This is a genomic window from Bradyrhizobium sp. SZCCHNS3016, from assembly GCF_032484535.1.
Taxonomy (GTDB): domain Bacteria; phylum Pseudomonadota; class Alphaproteobacteria; order Rhizobiales; family Xanthobacteraceae; genus Bradyrhizobium.
Map to the genome: position 1 here is coordinate 459,661 of NZ_JAUETE010000003.1, position 11,544 is coordinate 471,204.

The 11,544-nt window shown below is 65.2% G+C and carries 11 protein-coding genes; 9 read left to right on the forward strand and 2 right to left on the reverse strand.

All coding sequences use genetic code 11. From position 1 onward, the window contains the following. The first annotated feature begins 208 nt into the window (after nucleotides 1–208). Nucleotides 209–2,005, forward strand: coding sequence for a tetratricopeptide repeat protein (locus QW881_RS09605; RefSeq protein WP_315757061.1), 1,797 nt, complete (start codon nucleotides 209–211; stop codon nucleotides 2,003–2,005). Nucleotides 2,006–2,174: 169 nt separating this feature from the next. Beyond that, nucleotides 2,175–3,077 carry a 4-(cytidine 5'-diphospho)-2-C-methyl-D-erythritol kinase gene (locus tag QW881_RS09610; RefSeq protein WP_315757062.1) on the forward strand — a complete coding sequence of 301 codons (903 nt, stop codon included), beginning with the start codon at nucleotides 2,175–2,177 and terminating at the stop codon, nucleotides 3,075–3,077. Nucleotides 3,078–3,293: 216 nt separating this feature from the next. On the opposite strand, the gene QW881_RS09615 is transcribed toward QW881_RS09610, so the two are convergent. Further along, a complete protein-coding gene (locus tag QW881_RS09615; protein ID WP_315757063.1) occupies nucleotides 3,294–4,304 on the reverse strand; it encodes a polyprenyl synthetase family protein in 1,011 nt (336 codons plus the stop codon). A 136-nt stretch (nucleotides 4,305–4,440) separates the two neighbouring features. Between QW881_RS09615 and QW881_RS09620 the strand changes: the two genes are divergently transcribed. The 6 genes from QW881_RS09620 to glyS all read left to right on the forward strand — a co-directional run bounded on the left by QW881_RS09620 (nucleotide 4,441) and on the right by glyS (nucleotide 10,524). Continuing rightward, nucleotides 4,441–4,668 (forward strand): DUF2007 domain-containing protein, encoded by a 228-nt coding sequence (locus tag QW881_RS09620; RefSeq protein ID WP_315739960.1) that lies wholly within the window; start codon nucleotides 4,441–4,443, stop codon nucleotides 4,666–4,668. After that, entirely contained in the window at nucleotides 4,661–5,425 is a 765-nt protein-coding gene (locus QW881_RS09625) for a tRNA1(Val) (adenine(37)-N6)-methyltransferase (protein ID WP_315757064.1), read from the forward strand. Before QW881_RS09620 ends, QW881_RS09625 begins: the two co-directional genes overlap by 8 nt. A gap of 242 nt (nucleotides 5,426–5,667) precedes the next feature. Further along, nucleotides 5,668–6,570: a S49 family peptidase gene (locus tag QW881_RS09630; RefSeq protein ID WP_315739962.1), complete on the forward strand. Its 903-nt coding sequence runs from the start codon at nucleotides 5,668–5,670 to the stop codon at nucleotides 6,568–6,570. A gap of 106 nt (nucleotides 6,571–6,676) precedes the next feature. Beyond that, on the forward strand, nucleotides 6,677–6,868 hold the full coding sequence (locus QW881_RS09635) for a hypothetical protein (RefSeq protein ID WP_315739963.1): 192 nt from the start codon (nucleotides 6,677–6,679) through the stop codon (nucleotides 6,866–6,868). 128 nt (nucleotides 6,869–6,996) lie between these two features. Continuing rightward, nucleotides 6,997–7,944: a glycine--tRNA ligase subunit alpha gene (locus tag QW881_RS09640; RefSeq protein WP_315757065.1), complete on the forward strand. Its 948-nt coding sequence runs from the start codon at nucleotides 6,997–6,999 to the stop codon at nucleotides 7,942–7,944. Nucleotides 7,945–8,283: 339 nt separating this feature from the next. Beyond that, a complete protein-coding gene (gene glyS / locus QW881_RS09645) occupies nucleotides 8,284–10,524 on the forward strand; it encodes a glycine--tRNA ligase subunit beta (protein WP_315757066.1) in 2,241 nt (746 codons plus the stop codon). Between the two features lie 259 nt (nucleotides 10,525–10,783). Here the strand turns inward: glyS and QW881_RS09650 are convergent, their stop codons facing one another. Further along, a complete protein-coding gene (locus tag QW881_RS09650; RefSeq protein WP_315739966.1) occupies nucleotides 10,784–11,137 on the reverse strand; it encodes a DUF1236 domain-containing protein in 354 nt (117 codons plus the stop codon). 250 nt (nucleotides 11,138–11,387) lie between these two features. Here QW881_RS09650 and QW881_RS09655 point away from each other — a divergent pair, with 250 nt between their 5' ends. Continuing rightward, nucleotides 11,388–11,543 (forward strand): DUF3096 domain-containing protein, encoded by a 156-nt coding sequence (locus QW881_RS09655; protein WP_012042558.1) that lies wholly within the window; start codon nucleotides 11,388–11,390, stop codon nucleotides 11,541–11,543. Nucleotide 11,544 lies beyond the last annotated feature (1 nt).

The following is an 11,544-nucleotide window of genomic DNA, read 5'->3' on the forward strand; positions in this document are numbered from 1 at the left end:
CTCCGGGGAGGGCAGCCGGCCACGATACGGCCATACTGGCGCGGTTTGACGCAGGTCACCTTCGCCAAAGGGGCTCCCGGCTGACCCGAATATCCTGCAAATCCTTGCGGTTGGCCGCCAAACGCGGCATTGTCGGCGCCTTGAAGAGCTGCCGATCGGGTTCGTGTCCGTACCGATCCGTCATTTCCAACAACCAGAGCGCACCGTGATGTTGTCAATTCGCAATCGCTGGACCGCAATTGCCGTTTCTGCCTTGCTGCTCCCCGGTGCCGTCCTGGCCCAGACGCCGGATCATCCTGCGGATAACGCCGCGAAGTTTCCGACCAGCGTCGATCTGAAGTCGCTCACCACCTCGGGCAGCTATCTGGCGGCCCGCCACGCCAGCGTCGAGCGCGACGCGGCCTCGGCGGCGGCGTTCTACCGCTCGGCGCTACGTAGCGACCCCAAGAATAACGAGCTGCTCGACCGCGCCTTCATCTCCTCGGTCGCCGATGGCGACATCGACGAGGCCGTGAAGCTGGCCGAGCGCGTGCTCACGATCGACAAGTCGAACCGCATCGCGCGCCTCGTGGTCGGCGTGCAGGACATCAAGCAGAAGAAATACACAGCCGCCCAGACCAACATCAACCAGTCGGTGCGCGGGCCGATCACCGATCTCGTCGCCACCTTGCTGTCGGCGTGGGCCGCGGCCGGTGCGGGCGATTCGAAGACCGCCGTCGCCAATATCGACAAGCTGACTGGTCCCGAATGGTATCCGCTGTTCAAGGACCTCCATGCCGGCATGATCCTGGAGCTGGCCGGCAAGGAGAAGGACGCCGGCACGCGGTTCGAGCGCGCCTACAAGCTCGACGATTCGATGCTGCGCATCACCGAGGCCTATGCGCATTGGCTGTCGCGCAACAAGGATGCGGCCGCCGCGACCGCGATCTATGAAGCCTTCGACAAGAAGCTCGCGCGCCATCCGCTGGTGCAGGAGGGCCTGCGCGAGTCCAAGGCCGGCAAGAAGCTGCCGTCGCTGGTCGATTCGGCGCAGGCCGGCGCCGCCGAGGCGCTGTACGGCATCGGCGCCACTTTGAGCCGTCGCGGCGGCGAGGATCTGGCGCTGGTCTATCTGCAGCTCGCGCTGCATCTGCAGCCGAATCATCCGCTGGCGCTGCTGTCGCTCGCCGATCTCTACGAGACCGTGAAGAAGCCGCAGATGGCGATCAAGGTCTATGAGCGGGTGCCGGCGAGCTCGCCGTTGAAGCGCAATGCGCAGATCCAGCTCGCCACCGATCTCGACAGCGCCGACCGCAGCGACGAGGCGATCAAGATCCTCAAGGACGTCATTGCGCAGGATCCGAAGGATCTCGAGGCGATCATGGCGCTCGGCAACATCGAGCGCGGCCGCAAGAAGTTCGCCGATTGCGCCAAGACCTATTCGCTCGGCGTCGATTCGCTGCCGGTGAACAATGAAAAGGCCAACAGCGTCTATTACTACTACCGCGGCATCTGCCTGGAGCGCTCCAAGCAGTGGCCGAAGGCTGAGGCCGACATGCGCAAGGCCCTCGAGCTGCAGCCCGACCAGCCGCATGTGCTGAACTATCTCGGCTATTCCTGGATCGACCAGGGCATCAATCTCGACGAAGGCATGAAGATGATCAAGCGTGCCGTCGAGCAGCGGCCGGACGATGGCTACATCGTCGACTCGCTCGGCTGGGCCTATTACCGCATCGGCAACTACGAGGAGGCGGTCAAGAACCTCGAGCGCGCGATCGACCTCAAGCCCGAGGATCCGACCATCAACGACCATCTCGGCGACGCCTATTGGCGCATCGGCCGCAAGCTGGAAGCCAAGTTCCAGTGGGCCCATGCCCGCGACCTGAAGCCCGAGGCCGAGGAGCTGCCGAAGATCGAGGCCAAGATCCAGAACGGCCTGACTGATGATCCGGCACCCGCTGCGGCCAGCAACGACACCAAGGATACGCCGTCCGACGCCAAGAAGGACGACGGCAAGGGCGGCTAGTTCGTCCTGATCACGATGTGAGAGCCATCACGGGCTCCTCGGCTTGCCGGGGAGCCCGGATGATTTTGATGAAGCGTGTGGCGGTTGCCGGCCACGTTCGTTTCGGCCTCGGGCCGCGGCGAGTTGGCATCTGACCTCCACCACCGAACATGCTGGGGGCATTGCGCCGATGTTGGCGTCCACGGTCACCGGCGCGCTGCAGGAGCAGGGGCGCGCCAAGGTCAATCTGACCCTGCGGGTCGTCGGCCGCCGGGTCGACGGCTATCATGATCTCGAAAGCGTCGTCGGCTTTGCGGATTGCGCGGACCAGCTCACGCTGGTGCCGGGGCCGGAGCTGAGGCTGACCACGACCGGACCTCTGGCAGAGGCCTGTGGCGAGACCACGGACAATCTGGTGCTGAAGGCGGCGCGTCTGCTGGCGGAGGCCGTTCCCGGCCTGAAGCTCGGCGAGTTCACGCTGGAGAAGGTGCTGCCGGTCGCCGCCGGCATCGGCGGCGGCTCGGCCGATGCCGCAGCGGCGCTGCGGCTGCTGGCGAAGCTGAACGGCCTGTCGCTGGACGATCCGCGCCTCACTGCGGTTGCCTTGAAGACCGGCGCCGACGTGCCCGTTTGCGTGCCTTCGCGCGCCTGCACCATGACCGGCGTCGGCGAGAACCTGCAGCCGCTTGCGCTTCCCGTCCTGCCCTGCGTGATGATCAATCCGCGGGTGCCGGTCGCGACCAAGGACGTGTTCCAGGCGCTCGGCCTGAAGCCTGGCGACCTGCTGGTCGGCGTGACCGATGTCTTCACGGCGCCGTCCTGGCCGCAGGCCGGCGCGTCGGTCGGAGACTGGGTCGCTGCACTCGATCAGGTGAAGAACGATCTGGAGCCGCCCGCCCTGAAGGTGCAGTCGATCATCGGCACGGTGCTCGACGCGCTGCGCGCGAGTTCAGGCGTCCTGCTCGCTCGCATGTCCGGCTCCGGCGCGACGTGCTTTGCGATCTATGGCAGCGAGGCGGATGCAAAGTCGGCCGGCGCCGCGATCGCAGCCGCGCACCCTGAATGGTGGGTGCATGCGGGGACGCTGAGCTAGTTTGCTGGCTCGGCCCTCATTGCGAGCGAAGGTGGGCAAAGGCGCAGCCTGGCACAAGGTCGTGGTGGCGCCCTGCCCACCGTCTCACCCCGGAGCACGACGCCCGATGGTGGGCACGGCACCATTGCAGCGTGATTTGTCGCATCGGCTGGGCAGGGCGCCTTTGCCCACCCTACAGAACTTGCTTGGGTGACGGTCTCTCGGCAGACGGACGAACTAATGCGACCGCGCCAGGCAGAACGCCACCACCTGCTCCAGCGCGGACTTCATCGGGGAGGCCGGGAACAGCGCCAGCGCGTCGACGGCCATGGCGCCGTAGTGATGCGCGCGGCTGATCGTGTCCTCCAAGGCGCGGTGCTTGTTCATCAGCCCGATCGCATGGTCGAGATCGTGATCGCTGATCTCGCCGCGCTCCAGCGCCTTGATCCAGAAGGCACGCTCGCTGTCGCTGCCGCGGCGGAACGCGAGCACCACCGGCAGCGTGATCTTGCCCTCGCGGAAATCGTCGCCGACATTCTTTCCGAGCTTGGCGGCCTTGCCGCCATAGTCGAGCACGTCGTCGACGAGCTGGAAGGCGATGCCGAGATTCATGCCGAAAGACCGGGATGCGGCCTGCTCAGCCTTGGGACGGTCGGCGAGCACCGGGCCGACCTCACAGGCGGCAGCGAACAGTTCCGCCGTCTTGCCGCGGATCACGGCGAGATATTCGTCCTCGGTCGTTGCGGTGTTCTTGGCGGCGGCAAGCTGCATCACCTCGCCTTCGGCAATCGTGGCTGCGGCGGCCGAGAGAATGTCGAGCGCGCGCAGCGAGCCGACCTCGACCATCATGCGGAACGCCTGGCCGAGCAGGAAGTCGCCGACCAGCACGCTGGCCTCGTTGCCCCACAGCATGCGCGCCGACAATTTGCCGCGGCGCATTTCGCTCTCGTCAACCACGTCGTCATGGAGCAGCGTCGCCGTATGCATGAACTCGACGGCCGCGGCGAGCTTGACGTGACCATCGCCGGTGTAGTCGGTGAGATGAGCCATCGCCAGCGTCAGCATCGGCCGCAGCCGCTTGCCGCCGGAGGAGATCAGGTGGTTTGCGACCTCCGGGATCATCGTGACGTCCGAGCCGGTGCGCGACAAAATCGTAGCGTTGACCCGTTCCATGTCGGCTGCGACCAGCGCGACCAGCCCATCGATGGAGGCTCCCGATGGACTCTCGAAAGGTACGATAACCGCCACTCTGGTCTCCGATTTTGCTATGCTCGAAACGACAATAGAAACTGCGGCCGCAGGCGGCAAGGGCAGACACGGAACCTTGACCCGAGCCGTCTTGACCCAAGCCTTCTTGACCCAAGCCCGCATGGAGACATAACGATTGAAGGAATTGGTTCGGACCAATGATATCGTGCTGGTTTCGGCGATCGGGGCGCTGCTCGACGGCGCCGACATCCATCACCTCGTGCTCGATCAGAACATGAGCGTCATCGAGGGCTCGCTCGGCATCCTGCCGCGCAGGATCCTCGTGCATGAGGACGACAATCTCCAGGCCCGGCGGCTTCTCACCGACGCCGGTCTGGCGCATGAATTGCGCCCTGATGAGTGACGCTGTCGACATTTCCGAGGATGCCGTGCTCGGCGGCCAATTGCGGCTGCGGCAGCCCACGACGGGCCATCGCGCCGGCCACGATGCAATCCTGCTGGCGGCGGCGACGGTCGCGCGTTCGGGCGATCGCGTGGTCGATCTCGGTGCCGGCGTGGGGACGGCCGGGCTAGCCTTGGCCCGGCGCGTCGGCGGTCTCAGCTTGATGCTGGTCGAGCGCGAGCCGGATCTGGCGTGCCTCGCGCGCGACAACGCACGCGCCAATGCCTTGCCGGCGGAGGTCGTGGTGCTGGACGTCGCCGCGGACGCGGCCGCTTTCGCTGCCGCGGGGCTCGGGCCCGACAGTGTCGACGTGGTGCTGATGAATCCGCCGTTCCACGATGCCGCGCGCCACCGTGCCTCGCCCGACGCCGCGCGTGCGACCGCGCATGTGGCAACGGTGACGACGTTGGAGGTCTGGACGCATGCCGCGCGGCGGATGCTGAAATCCGGTGGCGTGCTGACCTTGATCTGGCGGGCCGACGGTTTGAGCGAGGTCGTTGCGGCGCTGGCGCGCGGCTTCGGCAGTCTCGCGATTCAACCGGTTCACGGCCAGGCGGGCAGACCGGCGATCCGTATCCTGGTCAGGGCCGTTAAGGGAGGCCGGGCACCGACCCAAATTCTCGCCGGAGTGGCGCTGAATGAGGCGGCAGGTGTGCCGAATGACGAGGTCGTGCGTGTGCTGGCGGGGCAGGGGGCGCTGGCTTTGGGCACCCCCTGAACTGCTAATTGAGGTCGGGCGTTATTGCGTCTGAGCTTCCGACTGGCGTTCGGTTACCGTCGTGAAACGGATCGCAGTCAATAGAGTACCGATCAGCAGCATCAACAGGTAGACCTTCATGTATTCCTCCGCCGCACTCTGCACCTTGGCTCGCCGTGCGATTGCCCAGGAGATTGCAAGGCTCGTTCCAGCCCTTTGAATGGCAGCGGCGCGATAAAAAGTGGTTAATCCGAGGTAACAGGATGGTGGACAATTTGACACAACCCAGCGATGCAGCCGGGCTCTTCGATCGCCTGAAGACGCTGCTTCCGGCGCGGCTGCGCGGCGTACCGGTGGTGCCGGTCGTCCGCCTGTCCGGCGTGATCGGCGCGGTGACGCCGCTGCGGCCGGGGCTGACGCTCGCCGGCGTCGCCAAGGTGCTGGAGCGCGCCTTCTCCATGCGCAACGCCAAGGCAGTGGCACTGGTGATCAATTCGCCCGGCGGCTCGCCGGTGCAGTCGCGCCAGATCTACTTGCGCATTCGCCAGCTCGCCGCGGAGAAGAAGCTGCCGGTGCTCGTGTTCGTCGAGGACGTCGCGGCCTCCGGCGGCTACATGATCGCCTGCGCCGGCGACGAGATCTTCTGCGATCCGTCCTCGATCCTCGGCTCGATCGGCGTGGTCGGCGGCTCGTTCGGACTGCAGGACCTGATCAAGAAGATCGGCATCGAGCGCCGGCTGTATACGGCCGGCGAGCACAAGGCGATGCTCGATCCGTTCCTGCCGGAGAATCCCGACGACGTGGCGCGGCTGAAGAAGATCCAGCGCGAGATCCACGCGCTGTTCATCTCGCTGGTCAAGGAAAGCCGCGCGACCCGGCTGAAGGGCGCCGACGATGTGCTGTTCACCGGCGAGTACTGGGCCGGCGACAGCGCCGTCACGCTGGGGCTGGCGGACGCCATCGGCGACCTCCGCGCCGTCCTGCGCACCCGCTTCGGCGACAAGGTCGCAACGCCTGTCGTGGCGCCGGCGTCCGGCCTGTTGTCGGGTCTGCTCGGCCGCCGCGCCGCGGGCGCCGGCAGCCTGGGATTCGGCTGGACGGGGCTGGCCGAGGAGCTGATCTCCGCGGCCGAAACCCGGGCGATCTGGGCCCGTTTCGGGTTCTAGACTGGAGGCCGCGCCATTTCGCCCCTCGCAATCCGGATTGCGGGGGGAACCGGGATCGGCGACAATGGGAATCGGGGTGGCTCTGTTCATGAACGAGGATCGACCAATGCCGCCGTTCGTTGCTTTCGCGGGTATGCTGGGCGGGCTTGCCGTGGTTCGCTGGGCCTACAAGGCCGCTCAGAAGATCAACCGGGAGCTCGAAGAGGCGCGACTGTCGCGCGTCGCCGAGGCCGCGCAGACCGCCGAGATCAAGACTCTGCGCCGCGATCCCGTCACGGGCGCCTACCGGCCGGGCTGACGCGAGCCGCTGATCTTCGAGCGACGGCACGTCGCCGCCGTTCGGAGACCCTATTGCCTTGATTCCTGATGTCCCCGCCGATACGGTCCGCGCGCTTTTCCGACGCCTGCGAAAGACCGATACCGACGATGGACTCGCTACCTCTGCACATGCGCCCCGAACGTTCGTTCCAGGGCTTCATCCTGGCCCTGCAGCGGTTCTGGGCCGAGCAGGGCTGCGTGATCCTGCAGCCCTACGACATGGAGATGGGCGCCGGCACCTTCCATCCGGCGACGACCTTGCGCGCGCTCGGTCCTAGGCCGTGGAATGCCGCCTATGTACAGCCCTCGCGGCGGCCGAAGGACGGCCGCTACGGCGAGAATCCAAACCGGATGCAGCACTACTACCAGTTCCAGGTGATCATGAAGCCGTCGCCGCCGAACCTTCAGGAGCTGTACCTGAAGTCGCTCGGCGCCATCGGCATCGACGCCGCCGTGCACGACATCCGCTTTGTCGAGGACGACTGGGAGAGCCCGACGCTCGGCGCCTGGGGTCTCGGTTGGGAGTGCTGGTGCGACGGCATGGAGGTGTCGCAGTTCACCTATTTCCAGCAGGTCGCGGGCTTCGAATGCGCGCCGGTCGCCGGCGAGCTCACCTATGGCCTTGAGCGCCTGGCGATGTACGTGCAGGGCGTCGACCGCGTCTACGACCTCAACTTCAACGGCCGCGACGGCGACGCCAAGGTGACCTATGGCGACGTCTTCCTGCAGGCCGAGCGGGAATACTCCCGGCACAATTTCGAGCATGCCGACACCGACATGCTGTTCGAGCAGTTCAAGATGGCCGAGGGCGCCTGCCGCAAATATCTCGCCGCCGGCTGGCGTGACGGCAATCGCCGGGAGCACCAGATGGCGCTGCCGGCCTACGACCAGTGCATCAAGGCAAGCCACGTGTTCAACCTGCTCGATGCGCGCGGCGTCATCTCCGTCACCGAGCGCCAGAGCTACATCCTGCGCGTCCGCGAGCTCGCCAAAGCCTGCGGCGAAGCCTGGCTGCATACGGAGGCGGGCGGGGCGGGGGCGGCATCAGCCGGTTGAGCGAGCGCCGCTCAAGCATTCCTCATGTCGAATCGAGATCTATTTTGCAGTCGAATGTCGCAACATCTGCGGTGCCTCTGCTCCCCTCCCCCTTGCGGGGAGGGGGCGGGGGTGGGGGTCCCCGGGCGAGATGCCTGACGGGGCACTCACGCCCCATGCATGGACGCCTGCGGTCGGTTGCCCACAACAACGTCCTCGGCAGTCCTGACGACGTTCCCCACGACCTTCAGCGCGCGCTGACCCCCACCCCCGACCCCTCCCCGCTGCCGACAATCGCTACGCGATTGCGGCGTGGGGGAGGGGAGCTCAGCAGCGCCAGCCCTGCCAACGAGTTCTAAAATGCCCGACCTTCTCCTCGAACTGTTCTCCGAAGAAATCCCCGCGCGCATGCAGGCCAAGGCGGCCGAGGATCTGCGCCGCATGGTCACCGACAAGCTCGTCGCCGAGGGCCTCGTCTATGAGGGGGCCAAGGCGTTCGCGACGCCGCGGCGGCTGGCGCTGACCGTGCACGGCATCCCGGCGCGGCAGGCTGATCTCAAGGAGGAGCGCAGGGGCCCGCGCGTCGGCGGCGCCGATGCCGCGATCCAAGGCTTCCTCAAGGCCACCGGCCTGTCCTCGATCGAGGAGGCCACGATCCAGCGCGATCCGAAGAAGGGCGACTTCTACGTCGCGCTGATCGAGAAGCCCGGCCGCGCCACGCTCGACGTGCTCGCCGAGATGCTGCCGGTGATCGTGCGCACGTTCCCGTGGCCGAAATCGATGCGCTGGGGCAAGCGCTCGGAGCGACCGGGCGCGCTCAACTGGGTGCGGCCGCTGCACGCGATCACTGCCACGTTCGGCCTGGAGACCGAGGAGCCGGACGTCGTCAGCTTCGCCGTCGACGGTATCGAGGCGGGCCAGACAACGTTCGGCCACCGCTTCATGTCGCCGTCGCCGATTTCGGTGCGACGCTTCGAGGACTATGAGGCCAAGCTGCTCGACGCCAAGGTCGTGCTCGATCCTGACCGGCGCAAGGACACCATCGTCACCGACGCCAAGCAGCTTGCGTTCGCGCAAGGGTTCGAGCTGGTCGAGGACCCCGTGCTGCTCGACGAGGTCGCGGGCCTGGTCGAATGGCCCGTGGTGCTGATGGGCTCGTTCGATCCGGACTACCTCAAGGTGCCCGGCGAGGTGATCCGCGCCACCATCCGCAACAACCAGAAATGCTTCGTGGTGCGCGACCCCAAGACGGGGGGGCTCGCGCCGAAATTCATCCTGACCGCGAACATCGAAGCGAGCGACGGCGGCAAGACCATCATCGCCGGCAACGAGCGCGTTATCCGCGCCCGGCTGTCGGACGCGAAGTTCTTCTACGAGACGGACCTGAAGACGAGGCTCGAGGACCGGCTGCCGAAACTTAGTGAGATTGTGTTCCACCAAAAGCTTGGTACTCAACGAGATCGAGTTGTTCGCCTTGAGTACATCACTGAGGCTTTGGCGCATGGTAGCAAACAGGACGTCTCAAGGGCAAAACGAGCTGCCTCGCTGTCCAAAGCCGATCTGGTTACTGAACTGGTAGGCGAATTCCCTGAACTGCAGGGGCTTATGGGCCAATATTACGCGCTTGCTCAAGGTGAAGACGAACTCGTCGCTCGAGCTATCCCGGAGCACTATAAGCCTGTCGGCGCTTCAGACTCAGTCCCCCGGAGCCCCATCTCGTTTACTCTGGCAATCGCAGATAAGTTAGATGTTCTAGTCGGATTCTGGTCCAACGACGAAAAGCCGACTGGGTCGAAAGATCCTTACGCTTTGCGGAGAGCTGCTATCGGCTTGATCCGCATTCTTCTTGAAAACAATATCCGTTTGTCTTTGTCCGTCTGGATTGGCTTTGTCGCGGAGGTGCAAAAGCAGCAGCGTATACGCCACGTCTCCATAGCTAATCTAACCGAGGCTATCAAAGCGCTTGGCGGGACCGGGCTGTATGGGGATGAGCTTTTCGAGGCGGTGAAGAAGGTTGTTCCGGATATGGCTCACGCTTCAGCGCGAAGAGCAGAGTCGAAGGACTTAGCGTGGCAAGACGATCTCCTCTCCTTCTTCGCCGACCGCCTCAAGGTCCAGCTCCGCGAGCAGGGCGCGCGGCATGATCTCGTCGACGCGGTGTTCGCGCTCGGCGGCCAGGACGACCTGCTGATGGTCGTCCGCCGCGTCGAGGCGCTCGGAAAATTCCTCGAGACCGACGACGGCAAGAACCTGCTCGCCGGCACCAAGCGCGCGTCCAACATCCTCGCCATCGAGGAGAAGAAGGACAAGCGCAAATTCGACGGCGCACCGGACGCTGCGCTCTACAAGCTCGACGAGGAGAAGGCGCTGGCGAGGGCGATCGGCGAGGTCGCGGCGGAAGCCGGCGCTGCCGTCGCCAAGGAAGACTTTGCCGCAGCGATGCGCGCGATGGCCAAGCTCCGTCCGGCGGTCGATGCGTTCTTCGACAAGGTGAAGGTCAACGATGACGACGCCAAGATCCGCGAGAACCGGCTGAAGCTCTTGAATGAGATCCGCAGCGCGACGCGTGCGGTGGCCGACTTCTCAAAGATCGAGGGCTGATCGCCCTATAGCAACGTAGGGTGGGCAAAGGCGCTGCCGTGCTATCCCCACGTCCCCCGATCGCAATGGCGCCGTGCCCACCGTCTCGCAGCGGAGTTGCTGCCGAATGGTGGGCACGCTGTCGCCTTCGGCGGCCGCTTTGCCCACCCTACAAGTTACGCGCCAATAAAAATTAGCCCTACCCGGCGGGGGGAACCGGGCAGGGCCTTTTACATCTGGCCGCTTGCGGGGGCGTTGGCGACCAAATGCAGCTCTATAACTATTCAACGACCTGAATGATCCGCCGCGATCGCGGTTCGACCAGGACAGTTTCGCCGTTGACCACGGTGTAGCGATAAGGTGTCGCACCGAAGCGCTGCGGAACGTCGTAATATGTAACACCGGACTCTGGCAGCACGGTGCCAACAACGACGCGATCGGGGATCACATAGTTGGGAACACGCTCGCGCACGACATATTCGCGAAACTCCGGCCGTCGCTCGACCGTGATTACTGGAGCGTCCTCCTCGACCACGACGCTGCGCCCGACGCCCGTCGTGTAGGATTGCGCCTGTGCGGCCGCCGGTATCACGAGTGCGGCCATGAGGGCAGCAAGGGTGAGATGGGTTCGCATGGGACGGGACTCCTGAGCTGTTGATCGCTGAGAGAAACCGGCGCGTGCCGGCACCTGCTTCCCAATGCCGGCAACAGGTCATCGTTCCGCGCGGGGCCACGTGGAACCGGCGGCATTTTTGCGGCAGATTCAGCGGTGGGGGAACCGGAACTCGTGCCGTGCGTCTCCTATTCCGCCACGATGGGCCAGGATAAAGTCCGGCCAAATCGAATCGCCCCAGCCTCGTCCTTCAATCATTCAGAGTTCACCGATGACCCTGACCGTTGCCCATATCTCGCCGATCATGTCCGTGATCGCCGGCGTCCTGATCCTGATCATGCCGCGCCTGCTGAACCTGATCGTCGCGATCTTCCTCATCCTGAACGGCCTGATCGGCATGGGCCTGCTGAAGTGGCTCCACTTCTAGT

Coding starts and splice junctions, on each gene's coding strand:
- QW881_RS09605 (WP_315757061.1), top strand. CDS start 209: ATGTTGTCAATTCGCAATCGCTGGACCGCAATTGCCGTTTCTGCCTTG.
- QW881_RS09610 (WP_315757062.1), top strand. CDS start 2,175: ATGTTGGCGTCCACGGTCACCGGCGCGCTGCAGGAGCAGGGGCGCGCC.
- QW881_RS09625 (WP_315757064.1), top strand. CDS start 4,661: ATGAGTGACGCTGTCGACATTTCCGAGGATGCCGTGCTCGGCGGCCAA.
- QW881_RS09630 (WP_315739962.1), top strand. CDS start 5,668: ATGGTGGACAATTTGACACAACCCAGCGATGCAGCCGGGCTCTTCGAT.
- QW881_RS09635 (WP_315739963.1), top strand. CDS start 6,677: ATGCCGCCGTTCGTTGCTTTCGCGGGTATGCTGGGCGGGCTTGCCGTG.
- QW881_RS09640 (WP_315757065.1), top strand. CDS start 6,997: ATGGACTCGCTACCTCTGCACATGCGCCCCGAACGTTCGTTCCAGGGC.
- glyS (WP_315757066.1), top strand. CDS start 8,284: ATGCCCGACCTTCTCCTCGAACTGTTCTCCGAAGAAATCCCCGCGCGC.
- QW881_RS09650 (WP_315739966.1), bottom strand. CDS start 11,137: ATGCGAACCCATCTCACCCTTGCTGCCCTCATGGCCGCACTCGTGATA.
- QW881_RS09655 (WP_012042558.1), top strand. CDS start 11,388: ATGACCCTGACCGTTGCCCATATCTCGCCGATCATGTCCGTGATCGCC.